We start from the raw sequence: 21929 nt of genomic DNA, 5'->3' as shown, positions 1-21929 counted from the left end.
GCGGGGCCGAACTTCACACGCAACGTCGCGCCACACCCGGTGTGTGGAGTTGGGGTGCGCAGCGGGGCCGAACTTCACACGCAACGTCGCGCCACACCCGGTGTGTGGAGTTGGGGTGCGCAGCGGGGCCGAACTTCACACGCAACGTCGCGCCACGCTTGGTGTGTGGAGTTGGGGTGCGCAGCGCGGCCGAACTCCCCACGCAACGTTGTTTGGGGCTTGGTGTGTGGAGTTGGGGGTGGGCTGGGGTTGGGCGTGACCACTTACGCAGGTTGCCGGGTGGTGAGTGTTTTGGACGCGTCAGCGGCCAGCTCGCCGCCGCGCGGCCCTCGGCGAAGGTCTGTACCCCACCCCGCTACGACATCAAGCCTTTGATCTTGAAAAGGCCGGGAGGTGGGGGTGGGAACTCAATATGCGCCCTTGCGCTTCAGGACGACCCAGATGGTGCGCCACAGGATGCTCAGGTCGTAGGTGAGCGACCAGTTGTCGACGTAGTAGAGGTCGAGGCGGACGGCCTCGTCCCACGACAGATCGGAGCGTCCGCTCACCTGCCACAGTCCTGTTATTCCGGGGCGGACCAGGAGGCGGCGGCGGACATCGCCGAGGTAGTCGCCGTCGTCGGCGGGCAGAGGGCGCGGGCCGACCAGTGACATCTCGCCCTTGAGGACGTTGATGAGCTGGGGGAGTTCGTCCAGCGAGGTGGCGCGCAGCTTCTGGCCGAACGAGAAGATGCGCGGGTCCTGCTTCATCTTGAAGAGCATGCCGTCGGACTCGTTGAGCTCCTCGAGGGTGGCCTTGCGCTCCTCGGCGTCCTGGTACATCGTGCGGAACTTCCACACGCGGAACGTGCGTCCCTCGTGGCCGACGCGCGGCTGGCGGAAGAAGACCGGGCCGGGGTCGGAGAGGCGGATGCCGATCGCGATGGCCAGCAGGATCGGGCTGATCAGGATCAGTCCGAGGCCGGCGGCGATGCGGTCCATCAGGTTCTTGGTGAGCCAGCCGGGGCCGGAGAGCGTGGGCTCCTCGACGTGCAGCAGCGGCAGGCCCTCGATCGGGCGGATGTGCACGCGCGGGCCGGCGATGTCGGTGAGCTGCGGGGCGACCACCAGGTCGACGCCGGTGCCCTCCAGCTGCCAGGCCAGGCGGCGCAGCTCGCCGGGCTCGGCGCTGGCCGAGCCGCAGACCGCGATCGTGTCGGCGCCGACCTCGCGGACCAGCGACAGGACGTCGCGACCGGCGTAGACCGGGACCGGGGTCTCGATGCCGCGGGCGGCCGCGTAGCCGTCGGTGATGTGTATGGCGACCGGGATCAGGCCGGCGGCCGGGCTGCGGGTGACCGCGGTGTAGACCTCGAGCGCCTCGGGCAGCGTGCCGACCAGGATCATCCGGTGCGCGCCGTGGCCGGTGCGGCGCCGGGCGACGTGGAGGACCTGCCGTGCGGTGACGCGGCACAGCAGGATGAGCAGCAGCGCGCTGATCGAGGCGGTGGCGACCGTGCCACGGGACAGGTCGGCCTTGGTGGCGAACGCCAGCAGCGAGACACCGGCCACGACCGTGACCGAGGTGCGGACGACCCGCTTGAACTCCTCGCTGCCCAGACCGAGGTAACGCCGGTCGTAGGAGCCGTTGGTCCACAGCAGGATCAGCCAGCCGAGCGGCAGTGCCACGTACGCGAAGAACGTGAAGAGTTCTGTGCCGTGCAGGAACAGCCAGCTGCGGTCGGTGAAACCGGCTCGCGACTTCTCCAGGAAGTTGGCGATGTAGCTGGCGCCGAGGACGGAGAGCAGGTCCAGCAGGACGAGGGCGAAAGTGTACGGCCGGTGCCAGCGGGACAGCCGGCGGTGCTGCCGTGTCCACGCGGAACGAGGGACGCCATTGCTCGGTGGCTGCTCCTGCCACTCGAAGCTGTCGTACCCCACGGGCTTGCTCCGGCTGCTGTCGGTAGTTGGGCGATGCAGGCTAGTCGTCACTTCGCCTACGTCCTCCCGCATCCGGAAAAAGATTACGCACCGCCACGACCGTTCGATCATCGGCGGGTCCGCCGATACCCGTTCGCGTCATAACGGTTGCCAGGGACCGAGCCACTATACCGATGGATCGCCCGGAGTGAAGGTGACGTTGCGGCGGCAATCCCGGTGTGTACGGTAAGTGATCGCCCGGTGGCGGATTCACCGCACCAACTTGGACAGGCGACGGTCCGCCAGCGGCTTTCCGCCGGTCTGGCAGGTCGCGCAGTACTGCAGGCTCTTGTCGGCGAAGGACACCTCGCGCACGGTGTCACCGCAGACCGGGCAGGGCAGGCCGGTCCGGGCGTGCACCCGCATCCCGGCGCGTTTCTCGCCCTTGAGCTCGGCCGCCTTCATCCCGATGGACCGCTGCACCGCGTCCGTCTCGATCTCGCGCATCGCGTCGTAGAGCGCGCTGACCTGCTCGTCGGTGAGTTTGCCGGTGAGCGCGAACGGCGACAGCTTGGCGGCGTGCAGGATCTCGTCGGAATACGCGTTACCGATGCCCGCGAGGACCTCCTGGTCGACGAGAACACCCTTGATCTGTCCATTTCGCCCGCGTATGCGAGAAGTGAACTCGTCTAGCGAAACGGCCAAGGCGTCCGGCCCGAGACGCGAGACGCCAGGCACCTCGGCCGCCGGATCGCGGACGAGATAGGCGGCGAGCGACTTCTGGGTGCCGGCCTCGGTCAGATCGAAACCGGACTCGTCGTCGAGGCGGACCCGGATGGCGATCGGGCCGCTGCCCGGCTTGAGCGGCGTCGGCGACTTGAACGACTCGCGGTAGTGGAGCCAGCCGGCGCGGGCCAGATGAATCACCAGGTGAAGGTCCGGGCCGAGGCCGACGTCGAGGAACTTGCCGTGCCGCCCGGCGCTGGTGACGGCGAGACCGGCGGCGGCGGAGGGCGCTGGATCATAAGTCTTCAGCGCGCTGAACGATGCGACCTCGAGACGCTGCACGGTGTGGCCGACCGCGCGCTCACGAAGGAAAGCCGCGAGCGCCTCGACCTCAGGGAGTTCGGGCACTGTCCCACGGTAGCGTCTCGCACCATGAAGGTGGTGGTAGCGCACAACCGGTATCGCGAGGCGATCCCCTCGGGGGAGAACGTCATCGTCGACACCGAGATCGAGCAGTTGCGGGCGGCGGGCGTCGAGGTGCTCCCGTTCCAGCGCAGTTCGGACTCGATCGGCGAGATGCCGGCGTCCCGCAAGGCGCTCCTGCCGATCTCCCCGCTCTACGGCGTGGACGCGCAGCGGGACCTGTCGGCGTTGCTCTCCGCCGAGCGGCCGGACGTGCTGCACCTGCACAACCCCTACCCGCTGCTCTCGCCGTGGGTGATCCGGACCGCGCACAAGCACGGTGTCCCGGTGGTGCAGACCGTGCACAACTACCGGCAGGTCTGCTCGTCCGGGCTGTACTTCCGGGACGGGCACAACTGCCGGGACTGCCGGGGTCGGGCGTTCGGTTGGCCGGCCGTCGCGCACAGGTGCTACCGCGGTTCGGCGGCGCAGAGCGCGATCATGGCGACCACGCTGGCCGTGCACCGGGGGACGTGGCGCTCGGTGGACCGCTACATCGCGCTCACCGACAAGATCGCCGCGCATCTCAGCGACTACGGCATCCCGGCCGACCGCATCGTCGTCAAGCCCAACGGCCTGCCCGACCCGGGTGCGCCCGAGCCGCTCGGCGACGGGTTCCTGTACGGCGCCCGGCTGTCTCCGGAGAAGGGTCTCGGACTGCTGCTCGACGCGTGGCAGCAACACCCCGACGGGAGCCTGGGGACGCTGCGGATCGCCGGTGACGGTGAACTGCGCCCGCTGGCCGAGCAGGCGGCGGCCACTCGGGGCGACGTCGACTATCTGGGCCCGTTGGACCGGGCCGGGATGATCGCGGCGCGTCGGGCGTCAGCCGTGGTGATCGCGGTGCCCACCTGGGAGGACGTGCTCCCCACGGTGATCCTGGAGGCGCTGTCGACCGGGCGGGCGGTCCTGGGTACGGCGGTCGGGGGTATTCCGTACCTGGTCGGTGAGGGGCCGGAGGCGGCCGGGTGGCTGGCCCAGCCGGACCCCGCGTCGCTGGCGGCCGTCCTGCCGGTGGCCCGGGACCAGGCGGCCGCGGTCGCTCCGGCGGCGCGGGAGCGCTACCTGCGGCATTTCCACCCGGACGTGCTGACCAAGCGGCTCATCGACATCTATGCCGGATTCACAGCTCATATCTAGGTAGTTCCGTGGCGCCGCGGGGAACCCAGCGGCGATGACCGATGTCTCACGTCGCACCTTGCTCCTCGGCTCGGCGGCCGCGGTGGTCGCCGGTGGCGCCGGATACCTCGTGGGCGCCCGCCGGGAACCTGATGAGCCAGCCCCGGCTTCTGCCGTAAAAGTACCGAAATATCGGTCTCGGCCCGACCTCGATGGGCTTCCGGACGTCACCATCACCACAGCGGCGGCCGGGACGGTTCCCGGTCACGTGTTCCTGACACCGTTCGCCGGAGCGCTGCGCGGGCCGCTGATCGTCGACGAGCAGGGCTCGCCGATCTGGTTCAAGAAGGTGCCCGACCCGGCCACCGTCGCCATCGACTTCAAGGTCCAGCGATACCGGGGCCGGCCGGTGCTGACCTGGTGGGAGGGGACCATCGGCGGCACCGGCGGGCAGGGCGTCGGCCAGGGCGAGTTCGTCCTGGCCGACGAGTCCTACCGGGAGATCACCAGGATCCGGGCGGCCGGTTCCGAGCAGGCGGACCAGCATGACCTGGTGCTGACGGATCGGGGCACGGCGCTGTTCTGGGTGTACGACCCGGTGAGGTACGACCTGAGCCCGGTGGGTGGACCGTCCGACGGTGTGCTGCATGACGGCGTTCTTCAGGAGATCGACATCGCGACCGGACGGCGGATCTTCGAGTGGCGGGCCCGGGACCATGTGACCCTTCCGGAGTCGTACGCGCCGCTGCCGCAGGGGGACTCGGCACACCTGCCCTACGACTACCTGCACCCGAACTCGGTGAGCCTGGACCGCGACGGGCACCTTCTCTTCTCGGCCCGGCACACGTGGGGGCTCTACAAGGTTCACCGTACGACCGGCGAGGTGATCTGGCGGATCGGCGGCAAGAAGTCGGATCTCCGGGTCGACGAGCGAAGTTCGTTCTCCTGGCAGCACGACTTCCAGCGGCGCCGGGACGGCAGTTACAGCATCTTCGACAACGGCGCCGGGATCACGGTGGAGCGGGAGTACTCACGCGGGTTGATCTTCCGGGTCGACGAGAAGGCGAAGACGGTCACGTTCGTCGCCGAGCACGTCCACCCGCAGCGGCTTTCCGCACCCACCCAGGGCAACTTCCGGGAACTCGCCGACGGCGGCACGTTCATCGGCTGGGGGCAGCAGCCGCACTTCACCGAGCACGCCGCTGACGGGACGGTCCGGCTGGCGGGGCACCTGCCGGCCGACAACCAGTCGTATCGGGCCTACAAGGCCGAGTGGCCCGGGGTGGCCCGTGACCAGCCCGCCCTCGGACTGCGGGTGGACGGCGGCAACGTGATCGCCAGCGCCAGCTGGAACGGGCACACCGGGGTCAGCCGGTGGCGCGCCCGGGCGGGCGGCCAACCGGGCGCGCTGAGCACCGCGGTCGAGGCCGCCCGGACCGGATTCGAGACCTCACTGACCCTCGCCGGCCTCCCCGAATACGTGGTCGTCGAGGCCCTCGACGAGAGGAACCAGGTGATTGGCTCCTCCAGCGCCATCCCGGTCAGGACCTGAGCGCCGCCCTCCCCGCGAAGGCGATCGAAGCCGCCAGGAAGCCGCCGTTGATCAGGGTGAACAACGCTACGAACCAGACGGTCCACTGGGGTGCGACGGTCAGGACGACGCCGGCCAGGGTGATGACGGCGCCGTAGTCGCGGATGAGCTTCACCGCGCGTACCGGCAGGGAGCGGCTGGTGACCATGCTGGCGGCCTGGTCGCCGCCCTGCATGACCGAGGTGACCAGGTTGACCATCCAGGTCGCGGCGAAGCCGGCCAGCAGCCAGGCCGGAGTGTCCGGCTCCTGCGCCTTCGCGGTGGCGGCGAGCGCGGCGACCAGCGCGGACTGCACGGCGACGTCGCACAGCACGTCGAGGCGGGCGCCGGCCGCGCTGGTCTGGCCGGTGACGCGAGCGAGCTGGCCGTCGGAGCAGTCGAAGGCGTAGGCCAGCTGCCAGCCGATCAGCGCCAGCAACCCGACCAACGGGGGCCAGACGTCGCCGTCGGCCACCGGGCCGGCCGCGGCGATCACCACGAACGAGACCAGGCAGCCGATGCCGAGGTTGAGGATGGTCAGGACGGTCGGCGTCAGGTGGTGCTTGTGCGCCTGGACCGCGATGCGGGCGCCGAGGCGCTGACTGACGGCCTCGCTGAAGAGGCCGCCGCCGCGGTTGACCGTGTAGTAGTCAGCCGCGGTGGGCGGCCGGTCAGTGGGTTGCGACGGCATCGTTGTACTCAGCGAGCTTCTGCCGGGTCTCGTCCGGCGTCAGGGCCATGTGCTCCAGGATCGTGTAGCGATCCGGCCGGGTCCGCGGTGCGAACTCCACGATGCGGGCGAACTGGTCGGCGTCCAGGCCGACATCCGAGGGGGTACGCGGCAACTGATGCCGCTCCAGGCACTCGGACATCTGCCGGAAGCGCCGCTCGTCGCCGCGCAGGAACGTGCAGAACAGCGCGCCCAGACCGGCCAGCTCCCCGTGCGAGGCGGTGCCCGGGTAGAGCGAGTCGGTGGCGTGCATGATCTCGTGGCAGCCGCCGCTGGACGGCCGGCTGCTGCCGCAGACCGCCATCGCGAGGCCGCTGGAGATCAGCGCCTCGGCCAGCACCGTGACGAACGCGTCGTCGGACATGTCGCCGGGCATGGTGAGCACCGCCTCGGCACCCATCCGGGCCAGCGAGGCGGCCAGGCCGTCGACCGGCTCGCCGCGTACCTCACGGGCGAGTTCCCAGTCGGCCAGCGCGCTGATGTTGCTGATCACGTCGCCGATGCCGGCCCGGTTGACCCGCTCCGGGCCGTTCTCCACGAAGTCCAGGTCGACGATGACGCCGAACGGGATGTGCACGCCGTAGGAGCCCTTGATCCCGTCGTTGATCAGGCTGGCCACCGGTGAGGCGATCCCGTCGTTGGCGAGGCTGGTCGCCACCGAGACCATCGGCAGGCCCCAGCGGCTCGCCGCGTACTTCGCGGTGTCCACGGTCTTGCCGCCGCCGATGCCGACCACCGCGTCGTAGTGCCCGGACCGCAGCTTGTCGGCGAGTTCGAGAGCGGCGTCGAGCGTGCCGCCGGTGGTGACGAAGACGTCCGCCGACTTCAGCGACGGGCGGATCAGGTCGACGACCTTCTCACCGAGACCGGGCCCGACCACGACCGCGACCTCGCCGCCGGACGAGATGCGCCCGTCGGCCAGGATGTTGCGCAGGTCTGCCACCGCGCCCCGCCGCACGTCGATGTGCAGCGGGGTCTGGACGCTACGGGCTAGTAGCGGCATGCGATGTCCCGGGCCTTGGCCAGGTCGTCGTGGTTGTCCACCTCGACCCAGGGCAGGTCGCCGATCTCGGCGGCCCGGACCTCGCCGCCGCGGTTCGCGTACTCCTGGAAGCCGTCCTCGTAGTAGAGGTTCGGGTCGCGCTCGAAGGTCGTCTTCAGCGCGTCGGCCAGCCGGCCGGCGGCGGACGCCTCGATGATGTTGGCGCCGATGTACTCCCCGTACGCCTCGGCGGGCTCCATCAGCTTCGTGATTTTGGTGAGCTGGCCATCTGCATTGAAGACGGTCTTCATCTCCTCGTCAGCCAGCTTCTTAACAGTGTCCACTGCCAGCAGGATGCTCGGGCCGCGGTGGGCCAGAAGCGTCTCCTCCACGCTGACCGGGTGAACGGTGTCGCCGTTGACCATGAGCGCACCCTGCGCGAAGTGGTCCCGGGCCAGCCAGAGCGAGTACGCGTTGTTCCACTCCTCGGCCTTGTCGTTGTGAACGAGGGAGATCTTCACGCCGTACCTGTTTTGGAACGCCTCGACACGCTCCTCCACGGCGCCGGCGCAATAGCCGACGACGATCGTGACGTCCGTCAGCCCGGCCGCGGCCAGGTTGCGCAACGAGATGTCCATGATCGTCGTCTCCCCGTCCACGGGGACCAGCGCCTTCGGCAGCGTGTCCGTGTACGGGCGCAACCTGCGCCCGGCCCCTGCGGCGAGAACTAGACCGATCATGGGGTGGTTCCTTCCAAAACGAGGGTATGAAGGTGCCCAGCGAGGATAGCGGCACTCGCAAGGACCGCTTTGAAAATGGTATAGACCCGGCTTCTAAGCTGTTGGGCATGACCGCTGAGCAGCTGATCTCCTTCGCCCGTGGCGCCCCGTCGCTGGACATCGTCGACGTGGAGGGCCTGAAGGCCGCCGCCGCGCGCGCTTTCGACGCCGACCCGGCCGGCGTGACCGCCTACGGTACCTCCGTCGGCTACCTCCCGCTGCGGAGCTGGATCGCCGACAAGCACGGCGTCTCAGCCGACCAGGTGATTGTGACCAACGGCTCCCTCCAGGCCGACGCGTTCCTCTTCGGGCACCTGGTCCAGCCCGGCGACGACGTGATCGTGGAGAAGCCGACGTACGACCGGACGCTGCTCAACCTGCAGAACCTGGGTGCCAAGGTGCACCAGGTGACGCTCCAGTCCGACGGCATCGACGTCGACGAGCTGCGCGGCCTGCTCGAGTCCGGCCTGCGCCCGAAGCTCGCGCACATCATCCCGAACTACCAGAACCCGGCCGGCCTGACGCTGTCGCTGGAGAAGCGGCGCGTGCTGCTGGCCCTCGCCGCCGAGTACGGCTTCGTGATCTTCGAGGACGACCCGTACGTGGACATCCGCTTCCGCGGCGAGCCGCTGCCCTCGATGCTCTCGCTCGACACCGAGAACACCGTGGTGCACGCCTCCAGCTTCACCAAGACGGTCTGCCCGGGTGTCCGGGTCGGTTACCTGGTCGGCCCGGCCGCGCTCATCGACGCGATCGCGAAGAAGGCCACCAACCTCTACATCTCCCCGGGCATGGTCTCCGAGGCGATCGTGCACCAGTTCTGCGTGTCCGGCGACATCGAGAAGTCCGTCCGGACGGTCAGCGCCGCGCTGGGCGAACGGGCGCGGGTGCTGGCCGAGTCGATCCGCAAGCACATCCCCGGCGCCACTTTCACCGAGCCGGACGGTGGGTACTTCCTCTGGGTGGACCTGCCCTCGGACGTCGACGTGGACAGGCTGTTCCCGGTCGCCATGAAGAAGGGTGTCGCGGTCGTGAAGGGCAGCGACTTCCTGCTCTCCGGCGGTAAGAGCTCGCTGCGGCTGGCCTATTCCGCGGTCACCGTCGACCAGATCGACGAGGGCGTGCGGCGCATCGCCGAGGCCATCGAAGAGGTACGGGGCTGACACGGTCTTTCCCGTGCCGGCGCCGAGCCGGCACGGGAACCTCCGGGTAACCTCGATTGGTTTGTCGTCCCCGGGGGAGGTTGAGATGACCGAGCGCGAAACTGCCACCTGGACTCGCAACTGGGCGGCGCGGGCGATGAATCGCCTGCTCGCCAACGGCGACTCCGCCGATCCGAACGGCACCGGGATCGGCACGTCGACCTCTGTCGTCGACTGCGGCGTCTACGCCGGTGGCAAGCGCATGCCGGGTGACTTCGCCCCGGATCAGGCGCTGAGCGAGGCGTGCAGCCGCGACGGCGCCTTCGTGTGGCTCGGGCTGCACGAGCCCGACGAGGCGGAGATGGCCGCGATCGCGCACACGTACGGGCTGCACGAGCTGGCCGTGGAGGACGCGGTCAAGGCGGAGCAGCGGCCCAAGCTGGAGCAGTTCAACGACGTGCACTTCCTGGTGCTGCGCACCGCGCGGTACGTGCCGCACCAGGAGCTGACCGAGAGCTCCCAGGTGGTGGAGACCGGTCAGATGATGATCTTCATCGGGGAGCGGTTCGTCATCACGGTCCGGCACGGTGACGCGTCCGAGCTGGCGCCGGTGCGGGCCGATCTGGAGGCGCAGCGGGCGGTGCTGCTGGAGCAGGGCCCGTGGGCGGTGGCGTACGCGGTGACCGACCGGGTCGTCGACCACTATCTCGAGGTGGCCGACCAGGTCGAGGCGGACCTGGACATCATCGAGGAGGGCGTCTTCTCGCGTGACCGGATCGCCCCGATACAGCAGGTCTATCAGTTGAAGCGGGAACTGGTGGAGTTCCGCCGGGCCGTGGTCCCGCTGCAGCGGCCGCTCGCGGCGATCACGTCGAGCCAGGGTGTGGTGCCGAAGGAGATCCGGCGCTACTTCCGGGACGTGCAGGATCACCTCACGCGGACGGTGGAGCAGGTTTCGTCGTACGACGACCTGCTCAACTCGATCCTGCAGGCGCGGCTGGCCCAGGTGACCGTCGACCAGAACAACGACATGCGAAAGATCGCCTCGTGGGCGGCCATCGCGACGGTCTGGACCGCGTTCGCCGGTGTCTACGGGATGAACTTCGACTACATGCCCGAGACCGACTGGAAGTACGGCTATCCCGCCCTGATCGCGGTCCTCTCCCTGGTCACCGTTGTGCTCTACCGCGCGCTGCGGCGCAACGGCTGGCTCTGAGACGGCCGGCCCGACCCTGGGTCGATCCGGGGCCGGGCAGCCGTGACAGCGGTGCTTACCGGGGGTTCTGCTTGCTCGGGTCGGCAACCGTGCCGTTCGACGTGGTGTAGACGGTCGGCTCCATCGGCTCGAAGGCGGCGTCGTCGGCGCCGGTCTGCGAGGCCGTGGCCGGCTCGTACTCCTCCCACTGAGCGTCCCGCCGGCGCCGCGCGAGGTACGCCGCACCGATACCGACCGCGGTGCCGAGCAGCGCGTAACCGGCGAGCCGGCCCTTGCGGCTCTTCTCCCGGCCGGTCGCCTTGCGGGCCTTGTGCTCCAGCTTGCGAGCCGCCTTCTCCTGCTTCTTGAGCTGCTTCCTGCTCTGCTTCTTGGCCGTCTTGCCGGTCTGCCGCACGTTGTCGCTCGCGGCGGTGACCAGCGGGCTCAGCGTCGCGACGGCGCTGTCCCAGCTGTTCGACGCGGCGTCGCGGGCCTTCGAGGCGGCCGGCTGGACGCGGTCCTTGGCCGCCGTGAACTTCGGTCCGACGGTCGCGCTGGTCTCCTGCGCCGCCAGGGACGCGGCGCGCTTGAAGTGATCCATGCTCTGGTTGAGCTCGTTGCGCATCCGTGCTGCGCGGCTGCGGCGACGAATCGTTGCGAACACCAGTGCCCACCTCCTGTGGTCTTCTCCCAGGCCATGTTGCCTTCTCGGGTACCCCCGCGCGGCCGGATCCATGACATGGGGGAGGATCCGAATTGCACGAGAACAGTCCCATCACCGCAGACGGGAGTACCCGTGGCAGAGAACATCTACGCCACCCTTCACACCAACCACGGTGTGATCCGCCTCCAGCTGTTCCCGGATCACGCCCCCGCGACCGTCCGCAACTTCGTGGAACTGGCCGAGGGAACGAAGGAGTACAAGGACCCGCGGACCGGTCAGCCGGGCAGCGGGCCGTACTACGACGGCACCATCTCGCACCGGGTCATCGCCGGTTTCATGATTCAGCTCGGTGACCCGACCGGCACCGGCCGGGGCGGCCCGGGATACCAGTTCGGCGACGAGTTCCACCCGGAGCTCTTCTTCGACCGGCCGTACCTGCTCGCCATGGCGAACGCGGGACCGGGCACGAACGGCTCGCAGTTCTTCATCACGGTCGCGCCGACCCCGCACCTGAACCGGCGGCACACGATCTTCGGGCAGGTGGCCGACGATCAGTCCGCCAAGGTGGTCGACTCGATCGCCAACACGGCGACCGGCCCTGGTGACCGGCCGCGCGAGGACGTCGTCATCCAGCGCGTGGAGATCGAGCGTTCCTGACGGCTCACGGTACCTTTGGTGCCATGAGTGAGGCTCCCTCGACGGCACCGGTGTGCTATCGCCATCCGTCACGAGAGACCATGCTCCGGTGCAGCCGGTGTGATCGTCCGATCTGCACCAGTTGCATGAACGACGCAGCGGTCGGCCATCAGTGCCCGGACTGTGTCAAAGAGGGACGCCGTAGCCAGCGGCCGGCGCGCACCGCCTTCGGCGGCAGTCGCGCCGGCCAGCTCGGCTATGCGACGACCGGGATCATCGCGATCAACTCGCTCGTGATGATCGCCTCCGCGGTCCTCGGCGGCCCGCGCGCCATCGCCGGCGCCGGCGGCTTCTTCGGCCTGCTCGGCGAGGGCACCCCGCTCACCGACTTCGGCGAGGTGCTCGGCTGGGCGACGTACGGCGGACAGGTGCACGGCATCGCCGAAGGCGAGTGGTACCGCCTGTTCACCGCGATGTTCCTGCACTACGGCGTCGTGCATCTGCTGCTCAACATGATGCTGGTGGCACAGCTCGGCCGCTATCTGGAGACCCAGCTCGGCCCGATGCGGTTCCTCGCGCTATATCTGCTCGCCGGTCTCGGCGGCAACGTCACGGCGTATGTGTTCCAACCCGCCAACCAGCCCTCGGCGGGCGCCTCCACGGCCACCTTCGGCCTGATCGCGGCCGTCTTCGTGGTGAACCGGCGGCTCCTGCGTGACCCCGGCCCGATGGTGCCGCTGCTGGTCACGAACCTGATTTTCACGTTCACGATCCCGCACATCTCGATCGCGGGACACCTGGGTGGACTCGTGTCGGGTGCCGCCGCGGCCGCCGCTCTGGCGTACCCGAAGCTGCCCCACCGCACGCTCAAACAGGTGATCGGGCTGTCGGCGCTGCTGATCGTGCTGGTCGCGGCGGCGGTGTTCAGGACACAGTCGATCCTCGGTTAGCCGCGCAGGTCACTCAGCTGGGTGACGACATCGTCCGGCAGGGCACCCAGATCGTGCGGGCCGTACAGGTAGACGGCATCACCGGCGTCGATCTCCAGGAGTTCATTGCGGAGGCCGCGGCGGACGGTTCGCTCAACGCGTACCCTCTCGATTTTTGACCAAGGCAGATGCTTGCGCGTGGCGAATCCGGTGACCACCGTGACGCCCTCCGCGTCCGCCGCCAGGCGGACCGGAACCAGCAGATCCCGCAGTGCCCACCCGGCCAGTCCCACCGCGACCGCACCGGCCAGCACCCAGCGCACCGGATCGCCCTCGGCGAATGCCACGGCGAGCACCACGAAGGCGACCGCACCCATCAGCTTGGAGACCGGCAGAACCGGCTTCACGCGCCACTGCATGGCAAACACTATGGCAGCAGAGGGCCTGTAATTCGATATTCAGCGGGTCCGGCCGCGCCCTGTCCGTTCATACCCCGTTAAACATCACATGGACGTGTTCTTGAGTACGTTCCACACCGCAGCCGAAGCCGGAACGGTCTCTCCCCCGACGGCAAGCCGGCACCTGTCGATCTTCCGAAACTGCGTGGACCAGGACGACCCCGCTGTCCTGGTGGCCCGATGCGCCCGGCCGGGCGGCCCGCTCTCCGGCAACTATCACCTGCTGCTGACGCGGCGCCGGATGGTGGTCGTCCAGGAGACGCGGCCGCTGCGCCGGCTGCGGCTGCACCTGCACGCCAACCTGCGCCACCTCAGCAACGTGACCTGGCGGCTCGATCTCGCCAAGCCGTCCATCGAGGTGGCCGTCACGGCGATGGACGGGGTGCGCGAACGGTTCCGGATGAAGCTCGGCGACTCCGACGCCGTCTGGCGCGTCGAGGAGTTGCTGCGCGCGGTGTTCCAGGGCCGGCGGGAGCCGGTGGCGGTGCCGGTGCGGGCTCCCGCACCGGTCTTCGCCTGATCGTTTTACGTCGTTACAGGAAGGCCTCGATCGAGCGGCGGATTCCGGCCGGGTCGAGGCCGTGTTCCTGAGCGTGATCACGCCAGGAGCCGTAGCGCCGCACCTCGGTGCGCCCGACACCGAGGTGCAGCGCGCGGAACTCGCTCGTCAGCCGGGCCGACGTGCCGGACAGGTACGGCTCGACCATCACCACCTCGGTCCCGGCCAGCGCGTGCAGCCCTTCGGTGTCGAGCGGGCGCGGCGTGTTGGTGTAGGCGACCGTGACATCCATGTCCCGGACGGCCTCCAGGACCGGGTCCAGCATCGGCCCCACCGCGACGACCAGCGGGCCGCCGTGTTTGATCACTCGGAGCTTGCCGCTGTCGGGGTGGGCCTGGCTGTTCTCCTGCACGGAGAGGCGTACGTAGACCCGGTCGTCGTGCAGCGCGGCCGCTCGCAGCAGGCCCGGCACCTCGTCCCTGTGGCCCGGCACGTGCACGGTCCAGCCCTCCAGCGTGTCCAGCAGCGCCACGTCACCCGGTGACTGGTGCGTGTAGCCCTCCTCCGCCGCGTCGTACGAGGCGCCGATGCTGACCAGCACGGCACCCGCGTCCTGGTGGGCGAAGTCGAGCTTGATCTGCTCGTACGCCCGGTCGACGAGGAACGGCGCGTAGGAGTGCAGAATCGGCCGGAGCCCGGTCAGCGCGAGCCCGCCGCCGACCCCGGCCATGAGTTGCTCACGGATGCCGACGTTGAACACTCGGTCCGGATGTCGCTGCTGAGCGGTGCGGAACGAGTCGGCTGAGATGTCCGCGAGCACCAGCGCGGTACGCGGATCGTCGTCGAGCAGGGCGGTCGTCGTGTTGATGAAGGTCTCACGCATGGCTCTTCCTTTCCACGGCTGCGACTACCAGGTGCGGGCGTCCGGTGATGCGGAACGAACGTTCTATCTCGTCGTGGTCGCGCCCGTTGACCACGGAGACGCTCCAGCCGGGGAAGCGGGCCGGAATGCCGCCCGGCCAGCCGTGGGTTGATGACTGGTTGTCGATGACGATGGCGGTGAGGGGGAGCTTGATCGCGGCGGCGTAGGCGATCGCCTCGTGGTTCGAGCCCTCGTCGAGTTCGGCGTCGCCCAGCAGAACGAACGTTCTTGCCTCCGCGAAGCCCTGCGCGCGCAGCCCGAGCGCGGTGCCGACGGCGAGACCCAGCCCGTGCCCGAGCGATCCGGTCCCGACCTCGACACCCGGGATGAGCACCCGGTCAGGGTGGTGCCCGAGTCGGCTGTGCGAGCCGCCGACGTCGTCAAGCCACTGTTCGGGGATGAAACCCTTGGCGGCCAGGACTGCGTAGTAGGCCGCCGGCCCGTGGCCCTTGGAGAGCAGGAAGCGGTCGCGGTCGGGTTCGTCAGCGGTCTCCGGCGTGTTCCGGAGCACCCGGTCGTAGAGAACCCAGAGCACGTCCAGAGTGGAGTGGGCGCTCGGCGCGTGTTTCGCGTCACCGGTGACCCGGCTGAGCAGGGTCTGCAGACGGCGTGTGGGTGCGGTGAGTACGGTCATGCACCTAGGCTGCAACTTGAAGTTCACTTCAGCTCAAGGAGTTGCGATGGAGACGCTCACCATCGGCGATCTGGCCGCCCGCAGCGGGGTGGCGCCGTCGGCGCTGCGGTTCTACGAGCGGGAGGGGCTCATCCACGCGTCGCGGACCAGCGGCAATCAGCGGCGCTATGAGCGGGCTGAGCTGCGGAGAGTGGCCTTCATCAAGATCGCGCAGCAGGTGGGGGTGTCGCTGGACGAGATCCGGGCGGCGCTGGAGTCGCTGCCGGAGAACCGGACGCCCACCAAGGCTGACTGGTCGAGGTTGTCGGCGCGGTGGCGGTATCGGTTGGAGGAGCGGATCGCGGTGCTGGAGCGGCTGCGGGATCAGTTGACGGGGTGCATCGGGTGCGGGTGCCTGTCGTTGCAGAGGTGCAAGTTGGTCAATCCGTCGGACCAGTTGGCGGGGAGAGGGGCCGGCCCTCAGATGATCATAAATCCGCCTCAGGACTGAGCCTTGTTCTGTCGCCACTGCGCCAGAGTTCGAACAACCGCGACGGTCAGCGGGTGTTCGCTTCCGTGGATCCGCTTCCGAACCGCTGCGACCTCCTCCAGCAGTGCGATGGCGTCGTCGGCCTGACCCGATCGCCAGTAGGCGGCGGCGAGGTTGGCCCGGGTGCTGATCGTGTCCGGGTGTTCGGAGCCCAGGATGCGCATTCGGTAAGTCAGCACCTGCTCGTGCATGGGGATGGCGTCCGTGAAACGCCCCGTCATCGAGTATGAGGTGGCGAGGTTTGCGCGGGCAGTAAAGGTGTGCAGGTGCTCCGGGCCGAGAATCCGCTCGCAATCACTGATGATCTGCTTCAGTAATGCGATGGCATCATCCACCCGGCGGACCTGTAGGTAGGAGTTCGCAAGGTGGCTCCGGACGGTGAGGACGTGCCGGTGTTCCGAACCGAGGACCCGGACGAAGTCGTGAACGGCCCGTTCCTGCATGCTGATCGATTCGTCCGCGCGGCCAGCGAGACGGTAGCAATCGGCTAGGTTCGCACGCGCGATGAGAGTTTCTGGGTCATCGACACCCCGGATCCGTTCGGACTCCCTGACGACCTGTTCGAGCAGGCCGACCGCGTCGGCAATCCGGCCTGCAAAGCTGTAGGCGTTGGCGAGGTTGGCGCGGGTGGTGAGAGTACCGGCATTTTCCGGGCCGAGTTCCGGTTCCGAGTAGGCAAGAGCGCTCTCAAAGATGGCTACCGCCGTGTCGAAGTTTCCCTGATACTGCTGGTAGACGGCCGTGCGGTCGCGTAGGAAAAGCATCGTCGCGGAGTGGTCGCCGGGCGACATGTGGTCGGTCAGAGCCGCCACATGAGGGAGAAGCGCTGCCCACATTGCGAACCCTTCCACGTTCGAGGCGGGATCCGGGGGTGCCGCGGCCACGAGTAGTTTCATTGCCGATTCCCGGGAGTCATCTTCCGTGGCCTGGCTTCGCGTGACGGCCTGGACCAACCGGTGCATCGCCACCCCACTCGGCCGGCGGCTGATCATCGAATAGGACGTGAGCACGGCGAGCGCGTCGGCCACATCACGGTGATCGTCGGCGAGCGGGTTCAACACCGCCTCCGGAAGCGGATCGGCGCCCAGCCACGCCATCACCTCCAGCACCCCGGCCGCGAGCGGGCTCTTCTCCATGACGGCACTCATGGTCACGGTCCAGACGGCGGCGAGGGTGCGCGACCGAGTGCCTCCCTCACCCGCGTCGCTCGCCGCTCGAGCGAACTCCTCGGTCAGCAGCGCGGTGTACTCGTCGAAGGTCATCGCGTGGTGCTGGCTGATGTAGGCGGCCGCCTGCTGCAGGCCGAGCGGCAGGTCACCCAGATGTTGCGCCAGCCGTTCGGCTCCGTCGCTGTCGTCGAGGCCGGTCAACTCCCGCAGCAGGCGCACACTCGCGGGGCGCTCCAACACCTCCAGTTGCATGGTTCTGAGTCCGAGGCTGCGCCAGCGGGAGCCGAGGTTACGGCGGGTGGTGATCAGAATCTGCCCACGCCCGGACACCGCGCCGAGCAGCTCAGCGATGTCGTCGATGTCCTCGACGTTGTCCAGCACCAGCAGCCAGCCGGTGTTCGACTGCAGCCAGCCCACCGCCCACTCCTGAGCCTCGGCGAGTTTTGCGACCGGGTGCAGGCGCTTCGTCAGGGCTGCGAGACCGAGTCCGACGGCCTGCTTGTTCTCCGCGGTTATCCACCAGATCAGCCGGTAGCGGTTCAGGTAGGAGCGGGCGTACTGGTTGGCCAGCTCGCTCTTGCCGATCCCGCCCAACCCGTGCACCGCCGCCTGGCCCACCACGACTCCCGTTTCGGTGCCGCCGAGCAGTTGGAACAGGTCGGCGACGTCGCGGCCCTCGAAGACCGAGGAGGCGGGCGGCAGGTTGTGCGGCACTGTGCCGTCGCCGGTCCGCTGCGGAGGCGGCAGGGTGTCGGCGTCGACGTCGAAGGCGTTCAGCGTGTTGTGGGAGCCGACCTGCACGTTGCGGCTGCCGCTGATCTCGGCCTCGTACTCCGTCATGGTCACCGCCCCACCGCGTCCCGCTACATCGAAACGGTATAGCAGGCGAGCGCAGTGACAGAATGGTCACCTCCGGACACTGAAGGTGATCACGTTGACGGGTGTGGACGCCTCGCATGCGCGGGGCGTGCAGGTCGGCGACAACAACGCGCAGCACAACTACCACGTCGTGGTGCGCCGGCCGGACGAGGTGCCGGTGCCCGCGGGGCGACTGGTCGCTCTACCGCGCCTGCCTGTCTCGCCGTTCGTGGGCCGCGACGGCGACCTGGCGCGGCTGCGGCAGGCGCTGAGCGCCACCGGCACGACAGTGGTGGGCCAGGCCGTGTTCGGGCTCGGCGGCGTCGGCAAGAGCGAGCTTGCGTTGCAGTACGCGACCCGGGACGGTGAGAGTTACGGGTTGGTCTGGTGGGCGGCGGCCGAGGACGGCGAGGTTCTGCAGTCGTCGCTGGCCGAGCTGGCGCGGCGGCTCGAACCAGCGCACACGCAGGCGGGTGTCACCACCGGCGACGCTGCCACGTGGGCGTCGCAGTGGTTGCAGGCGCATCCCGGGTGGCTGCTGATCCTGGACAATGTCGAGGATCAGCAGACGGTGTCCGCGCTGTTGGCGCAGGTCGGGCCGTTCGGACGGGTCATCATCACGACGCGGCGGGACATCAACTGGCGTGGCAGGATCCGCCCGCTGTCGCTCGAGGTCCTGGAACCCGACGACGCGATGGCTCTGCTGGTCGGCCTGACGGGTCGCGACGGCGAACACGAGGCGGCGGCTGAGTTGGTGGCCGAGTTGGGTCAACTTCCGCTCGCATTGGAGCAGGCGGGCGCCTACATCGGCGAACAGCGGATCACGATCACCGGCTATCTGGCGTTGCTGCGCGCGCGGCCGGTGGAGGCGTTCGCCGGTGTCGACCAGGGCGGGCAGGCGTCGCGTACGATCGCCCGGCTCTGGGACATCACGCTGGACGCGATTCGGGAGCGGGAACCGTTCGCGCTCCGGCTGCTGGAGGTTCTCTCCTACCTGGCGCCCGACGGCATCCCGCGTCGGTACCTGGTCACATTGACCGACGAACAGGCTCGGGTCGACCGGGCTCTCGGGATACTTGCGTCCTACAGCATGATCACCCTTGACGACGCGACGATCTCCGTGCATCGGCTGGTCCAGGCGGTGCTCAGGGCCCGCTGCGACGACGACACTGCGGTCAAGGATGCGGCGCGGCTGCTCCTGGAGGCGATGCCAAGCGGAAACGCGCTGACCGCCGTCCGCGCGTGGCCGCAGTGGCGGGAGGTGATCCCGCATATCGACGCCTTCACCCTGGCCGTGTCGGATGATCATCCGTCTCAGAGCGTCGCCGTTCTTCTTGCCAACTCTGCCGTTTTCGCTTCTGCGCAGGGCCAGCCCGAGATCGCCTTGCCCAAGGAGCTACGCGCATTGCGGATCAACGAGGCCATGCTCGGCGCTGATCACCCGCGCGTTGCCGTGGGCTTGGACAACTTGGCCTACACGTTGAGCGATCTGGGTCGTATCGAGGAGGCGCTGCCGCTGCAGGAGCGCGCATTGCAGATCAGCGAGGCGGCACTCGGCCCGGACCACACCGATGTCGCCGTGCGTCTCAGCAACCTGGGGTGGACGTTGAGCGAACTGAATCGCGTCGACGAGGCCCTGCCGTTGTTGCAGCGCGCATTCCGCATCAGCGAGGCAGCCCTCGGGCCTGACGACCCGGACGTCGCCACCTGGCTGGACAATCTGGCCAACACCTTGAGCAACATGGGCCGCGCCTCGGAGGCGCTGCCGTTGCAGGAGCGGGCGCTGCGCATCAGTGAGGCGGCCCTCGGCCCCGATCATCCGAGCATCGCCACGAGGTTGAACAACCTCGCCTTCACCATGGTCAAGCTGAATCGCGTCGGCGATGCGAAGCGGTTTCAGGAGCGGGCGGTGCGGATCTGCGAGACCGCGCTGGACCCCGGTCATCCGAGGATCGCCGAGGTCAAGCGCAACTTGGAACATCTGGTGAGATTGCTTGATCCCGGATCGCGTGACGCCGTCGACCTCTGACTGCGGAGGGCGTGGGATTCGAACCCACGATGAGTTCAGCGCAAGGGACCTCGCGGCGATCATCTCCACAGTTCGTTCACAACTCCACCTCCGCCTCTGCGCACCCGGTCAATAAGCTCACGGCCGCGGGACAACACAGCAGAGAAGCAGAGGTGGCGCCGTGGAGACGACCGAGCGACGGGTCCTCGTGGTCGAGGACGAACGTGCCATCGCCGACGCCGTCGCCGTCCGCTTGCGTGCCGAGGGTTTCCTGGTGCACATGGCCGGTGATGGTCCCAGCGCGGTGCAGGCGGCACGCGCCTTCCTGCCCGACGTGATCGTGCTGGACGTGATGCTGCCCGGTTTCGACGGCCTCGAGGTCTGCCGCCGGATCCAGGCCGAGCGCCCGGTGCCGGTGCTCATGCTGACCGCCCGTGGCGACGAGACCGATCTGCTGGTCGGGCTCGCGGTGGGCGCCGACGACTACATGGCCAAGCCGTTCTCGATGCGCGAGCTGGCCGCACGGGTGCACGCGCTGCTGCGCCGGGTGGAGAAGAATGCGGCTCGGCCTGCGCAGAAGCACCTGATCCGGCTCGGCGACCTGGAGATCAACCAGGCGGAGCGGCGGGTGCTGCGCGGCGGTGTCGAGGCGCACCTCACCCCGACCGAGTTCGACCTGCTCGTCCACCTGGCCGGACGGCCGCGCACGGTGCTGCCCCGGGAGCGGCTGCTCGCCGAGGTCTGGGGGTGGGCGGACGCCTCCGGGACGCGGACCGTCGACAGCCACATCAAGGGCCTGCGGCGCAAGCTCGGCGCGGATCTGATCCGCACCGTGCACGGTGTCGGTTACGCGCTGGAGGTCGACAGATGATGGTTCTCATCCACAACGTCGCCGCCCGCGCGTTCGGCTGGCTGCCCCGGCCGCTCGACCCGGTCCGGTCGATCAAGGCGAAACTCTCGCTGGCGCTCGGGTTCGCCGGCGGGGTGGGCCTGCTGGTCTTCCTGTGGAGCATCGACTTCTACCGGATCGACGTGCTGTGGACCGCCATCGCGGCCGCGCTCGGCCTGGTCACCCTGCAGGTGATGGCCCACGGCGCGACCGTGCCGCTGCGCGAGATGACCGTCGCGGCCCGGGCCATGGCGCGCGGCGACTACACCCGGCGGGTGCGCACCCGGTCCCAGGACGAGGTCGGTGAGCTGGCCGCGGCGTTCAACCAGATGGCCGCGGACCTGGCGGCCGCGGACCGGCAGCGGCGCGAGCTGATCGCGAACGTGTCGCACGAGTTGCGTACGCCGATCACCGCTCTCCAGGGCATGCTGGAGAACATCGTCGACGGGGTGGCCTCCGCCGAACCCGAGACGATGCGCACCGCCCTGGCACAGACCGAGCGGCTCAGCCGCCTGGTCACCGACCTGCTCGACCTGTCCAGACTGGACGCCGGCGTCGTGCCGCTGCGCCAGGATCTGGTCGACGTCCCCTCGTTCCTCGACGGCGTGGCCCGGGAGGCCGCGGTCAACGCCGACGGCACCGGCCTCGACGTGAAGTTCGAGGTGTCCGCCCCCGGGGTGGTCGTCACCGGCGACCGGGAGCGCCTGCACCAGGTCTTCGCCAACCTGCTGGACAACGCGGCCCGGCACAGCCCGCCCGGCGGCATCGTCACGGTCCGCGCCGAACGGCGGGACGAACACCTCATGGTCTCCGTGATCGATCAGGGCGCCGGCATCCCGGCCGCCGACCGGGAACGGGTCTTCGAACGCTTCACCCGCGGTGAGCGGGCGACCGGCGGCGGTACCGGGCTCGGCCTGGCGATCGCCCGCTGGGTGGTCCAGCTGCACCGCGGGACAATCGCGGTGGTCGAGCCCGACGACCAGCACGGTTGCCACATCCAGGTACGCATTCCGCTGCAAGCCGCCTGAAAGCGCAACAAGCCGCCTGAAAGAGCGCAACAAGCCGCCTGAAAAGGCGCAAACAAGCCGCCTGAAAGAGCGCAACAAGCCGCCTGAAAAGGCGCAAACAAGC

Annotated in this window: 21 protein-coding genes and 1 tRNA gene; 11 read left to right on the top strand and 11 right to left on the bottom strand. The window is 68.8% G+C overall.

The window, feature by feature from the left end:
• Positions 1 to 407: 407 nt before the first annotated feature.
• Both AB0M02_RS30950 and AB0M02_RS30945 read right to left on the bottom strand, forming a co-directional pair.
• Complete coding sequence (locus AB0M02_RS30950) at positions 408 to 1991, bottom strand: sugar transferase (protein WP_364233151.1); 1584 nt, start codon at positions 1989 to 1991, stop codon at positions 408 to 410.
• 177 nt (positions 1992 to 2168) lie between these two features.
• Complete coding sequence (locus AB0M02_RS30945) at positions 2169 to 3032, bottom strand: DNA-formamidopyrimidine glycosylase family protein (protein WP_364233148.1); 864 nt, start codon at positions 3030 to 3032, stop codon at positions 2169 to 2171.
• Between the two features lie 24 nt (positions 3033 to 3056).
• Here AB0M02_RS30945 and AB0M02_RS30940 point away from each other — a divergent pair, with 24 nt between their 5' ends.
• A complete protein-coding gene (locus tag AB0M02_RS30940; RefSeq protein WP_364233145.1) occupies positions 3057 to 4226 on the top strand; it encodes a glycosyltransferase family 4 protein in 1170 nt (389 codons plus the stop codon).
• 34 nt (positions 4227 to 4260) lie between these two features.
• Complete coding sequence (locus AB0M02_RS30935) at positions 4261 to 5757, top strand: arylsulfotransferase family protein (protein WP_364233142.1); 1497 nt, start codon at positions 4261 to 4263, stop codon at positions 5755 to 5757.
• Here the strand turns inward: AB0M02_RS30935 and AB0M02_RS30930 are convergent.
• The 3 genes from AB0M02_RS30930 to AB0M02_RS30920 are packed head-to-tail and all read right to left on the bottom strand — an operon-like array spanning position 5747 to position 8227.
• Positions 5747 to 6466 (bottom strand): CDP-alcohol phosphatidyltransferase family protein, encoded by a 720-nt coding sequence (locus AB0M02_RS30930; protein WP_364233140.1) that lies wholly within the window; start codon positions 6464 to 6466, stop codon positions 5747 to 5749. The genes AB0M02_RS30935 and AB0M02_RS30930 overlap by 11 nt on opposite strands.
• Positions 6447 to 7508: an iron-containing alcohol dehydrogenase family protein gene (locus AB0M02_RS30925; protein ID WP_364233138.1), complete on the bottom strand. Its 1062-nt coding sequence runs from the start codon at positions 7506 to 7508 to the stop codon at positions 6447 to 6449. Before AB0M02_RS30925 ends, AB0M02_RS30930 begins: the two co-directional genes overlap by 20 nt.
• On the bottom strand, positions 7496 to 8227 hold the full coding sequence (locus tag AB0M02_RS30920; protein WP_364233136.1) for a phosphocholine cytidylyltransferase family protein: 732 nt from the start codon (positions 8225 to 8227) through the stop codon (positions 7496 to 7498). The genes AB0M02_RS30925 and AB0M02_RS30920 overlap by 13 nt, the downstream gene beginning before the upstream one ends.
• Before the next feature lie 107 nt (positions 8228 to 8334).
• Here AB0M02_RS30920 and AB0M02_RS30915 point away from each other — a divergent pair, with 107 nt between their 5' ends.
• Positions 8335 to 9429 (top strand): PLP-dependent aminotransferase family protein, encoded by a 1095-nt coding sequence (locus tag AB0M02_RS30915; protein ID WP_364233134.1) that lies wholly within the window; start codon positions 8335 to 8337, stop codon positions 9427 to 9429.
• 85 nt (positions 9430 to 9514) lie between these two features.
• The gene (locus AB0M02_RS30910) at positions 9515 to 10624 is read left to right on the top strand and encodes a magnesium and cobalt transport protein CorA (RefSeq protein WP_364233133.1); all 1110 of its coding nucleotides are present in this window, start codon (positions 9515 to 9517) and stop codon (positions 10622 to 10624) included.
• A 55-nt stretch (positions 10625 to 10679) separates the two neighbouring features.
• Here the strand turns inward: AB0M02_RS30910 and AB0M02_RS30905 are convergent, their stop codons facing one another.
• Entirely contained in the window at positions 10680 to 11267 is a 588-nt protein-coding gene (locus tag AB0M02_RS30905; protein WP_364233131.1) for a hypothetical protein, read from the bottom strand.
• A 132-nt stretch (positions 11268 to 11399) separates the two neighbouring features.
• On the opposite strand from AB0M02_RS30905, the gene AB0M02_RS30900 reads away from it, so the two are divergent.
• Positions 11400 to 11924 carry a peptidylprolyl isomerase gene (locus AB0M02_RS30900; protein ID WP_364233129.1) on the top strand — a complete coding sequence of 175 codons (525 nt, stop codon included), beginning with the start codon at positions 11400 to 11402 and terminating at the stop codon, positions 11922 to 11924.
• A 23-nt stretch (positions 11925 to 11947) separates the two neighbouring features.
• Positions 11948 to 12853, top strand: coding sequence for a rhomboid family intramembrane serine protease (locus tag AB0M02_RS30895; protein WP_364233127.1), 906 nt, complete (start codon positions 11948 to 11950; stop codon positions 12851 to 12853).
• Here the strand turns inward: AB0M02_RS30895 and AB0M02_RS30890 are convergent.
• Entirely contained in the window at positions 12850 to 13251 is a 402-nt protein-coding gene (locus AB0M02_RS30890) for a PH domain-containing protein (protein WP_364233124.1), read from the bottom strand. The two genes, AB0M02_RS30895 and AB0M02_RS30890, sit on opposite strands and share 4 nt — an antisense overlap.
• Before the next feature lie 94 nt (positions 13252 to 13345).
• Between AB0M02_RS30890 and AB0M02_RS30885 the strand changes: the two genes are divergently transcribed.
• Positions 13346 to 13810: a hypothetical protein gene (locus tag AB0M02_RS30885; protein WP_364233315.1), complete on the top strand. Its 465-nt coding sequence runs from the start codon at positions 13346 to 13348 to the stop codon at positions 13808 to 13810.
• A gap of 13 nt (positions 13811 to 13823) precedes the next feature.
• Here AB0M02_RS30885 and AB0M02_RS30880 read toward each other — a convergent pair whose 3' ends face one another.
• Entirely contained in the window at positions 13824 to 14672 is an 849-nt protein-coding gene (locus AB0M02_RS30880) for a transketolase (protein ID WP_364233121.1), read from the bottom strand.
• Positions 14665 to 15345: a thiamine pyrophosphate-dependent enzyme gene (locus tag AB0M02_RS30875; RefSeq protein ID WP_364233120.1), complete on the bottom strand. Its 681-nt coding sequence runs from the start codon at positions 15343 to 15345 to the stop codon at positions 14665 to 14667. Before AB0M02_RS30875 ends, AB0M02_RS30880 begins: the two co-directional genes overlap by 8 nt.
• 46 nt (positions 15346 to 15391) lie before the next feature.
• On the opposite strand from AB0M02_RS30875, the gene soxR reads away from it, so the two are divergent.
• Positions 15392 to 15835, top strand: a complete 444-nt coding sequence (gene soxR, locus AB0M02_RS30870) for a redox-sensitive transcriptional activator SoxR (protein WP_364233118.1) — start codon at positions 15392 to 15394, stop codon at positions 15833 to 15835.
• Here the strand turns inward: soxR and AB0M02_RS30865 are convergent.
• On the bottom strand, positions 15826 to 17883 hold the full coding sequence (locus AB0M02_RS30865) for a tetratricopeptide repeat protein (RefSeq protein WP_364233313.1): 2058 nt from the start codon (positions 17881 to 17883) through the stop codon (positions 15826 to 15828). The two genes, soxR and AB0M02_RS30865, sit on opposite strands and share 10 nt — an antisense overlap.
• Before the next feature lie 103 nt (positions 17884 to 17986).
• Between AB0M02_RS30865 and AB0M02_RS30860 the strand changes: the two genes are divergently transcribed.
• Positions 17987 to 19930 carry a tetratricopeptide repeat protein gene (locus AB0M02_RS30860; RefSeq protein ID WP_364233311.1) on the top strand — a complete coding sequence of 648 codons (1944 nt, stop codon included), beginning with the start codon at positions 17987 to 17989 and terminating at the stop codon, positions 19928 to 19930.
• Between the two features lies 1 nt (position 19931).
• On the opposite strand, the gene AB0M02_RS30855 is transcribed toward AB0M02_RS30860, so the two are convergent.
• A tRNA-Ala gene (locus AB0M02_RS30855) sits at positions 19932 to 20024 on the bottom strand.
• Between the two features lie 66 nt (positions 20025 to 20090).
• Between AB0M02_RS30855 and AB0M02_RS30850 the strand changes: the two genes are divergently transcribed.
• Positions 20091 to 20780: a response regulator transcription factor gene (locus tag AB0M02_RS30850; protein ID WP_364233117.1), complete on the top strand. Its 690-nt coding sequence runs from the start codon at positions 20091 to 20093 to the stop codon at positions 20778 to 20780.
• Positions 20780 to 21826 carry an ATP-binding protein gene (locus tag AB0M02_RS30845; RefSeq protein WP_364233309.1) on the top strand — a complete coding sequence of 349 codons (1047 nt, stop codon included), beginning with the start codon at positions 20780 to 20782 and terminating at the stop codon, positions 21824 to 21826. The genes AB0M02_RS30850 and AB0M02_RS30845 overlap by 1 nt, the downstream gene beginning before the upstream one ends.
• Positions 21827 to 21929 lie beyond the last annotated feature (103 nt).

The organism is Actinoplanes sp. NPDC051861 (genome assembly GCF_040681145.1).
Lineage (GTDB): Bacteria > Actinomycetota > Actinomycetes > Mycobacteriales > Micromonosporaceae > Actinoplanes.
This window is presented reverse-complemented; position numbering and strand designations above follow the sequence as displayed.

Coding starts and splice junctions, on each gene's coding strand:
- soxR (WP_364233118.1), top strand. CDS start 15,392: ATGGAGACGCTCACCATCGGCGATCTGGCCGCCCGCAGCGGGGTGGCG.
- AB0M02_RS30845 (WP_364233309.1), top strand. CDS start 20,780: ATGGTTCTCATCCACAACGTCGCCGCCCGCGCGTTCGGCTGGCTGCCC.
- AB0M02_RS30930 (WP_364233140.1), bottom strand. CDS start 6,466: ATGCCGTCGCAACCCACTGACCGGCCGCCCACCGCGGCTGACTACTAC.
- AB0M02_RS30935 (WP_364233142.1), top strand. CDS start 4,261: ATGACCGATGTCTCACGTCGCACCTTGCTCCTCGGCTCGGCGGCCGCG.
- AB0M02_RS30880 (WP_364233121.1), bottom strand. CDS start 14,672: ATGCGTGAGACCTTCATCAACACGACGACCGCCCTGCTCGACGACGAT.
- AB0M02_RS30940 (WP_364233145.1), top strand. CDS start 3,057: ATGAAGGTGGTGGTAGCGCACAACCGGTATCGCGAGGCGATCCCCTCG.
- AB0M02_RS30920 (WP_364233136.1), bottom strand. CDS start 8,227: ATGATCGGTCTAGTTCTCGCCGCAGGGGCCGGGCGCAGGTTGCGCCCG.
- AB0M02_RS30910 (WP_364233133.1), top strand. CDS start 9,515: ATGACCGAGCGCGAAACTGCCACCTGGACTCGCAACTGGGCGGCGCGG.
- AB0M02_RS30950 (WP_364233151.1), bottom strand. CDS start 1,991: ATGCGGGAGGACGTAGGCGAAGTGACGACTAGCCTGCATCGCCCAACT.
- AB0M02_RS30875 (WP_364233120.1), bottom strand. CDS start 15,345: ATGACCGTACTCACCGCACCCACACGCCGTCTGCAGACCCTGCTCAGC.
- AB0M02_RS30895 (WP_364233127.1), top strand. CDS start 11,948: ATGAGTGAGGCTCCCTCGACGGCACCGGTGTGCTATCGCCATCCGTCA.
- AB0M02_RS30925 (WP_364233138.1), bottom strand. CDS start 7,508: ATGCCGCTACTAGCCCGTAGCGTCCAGACCCCGCTGCACATCGACGTG.
- AB0M02_RS30890 (WP_364233124.1), bottom strand. CDS start 13,251: ATGCAGTGGCGCGTGAAGCCGGTTCTGCCGGTCTCCAAGCTGATGGGT.
- AB0M02_RS30865 (WP_364233313.1), bottom strand. CDS start 17,883: ATGACGGAGTACGAGGCCGAGATCAGCGGCAGCCGCAACGTGCAGGTC.
- AB0M02_RS30915 (WP_364233134.1), top strand. CDS start 8,335: ATGACCGCTGAGCAGCTGATCTCCTTCGCCCGTGGCGCCCCGTCGCTG.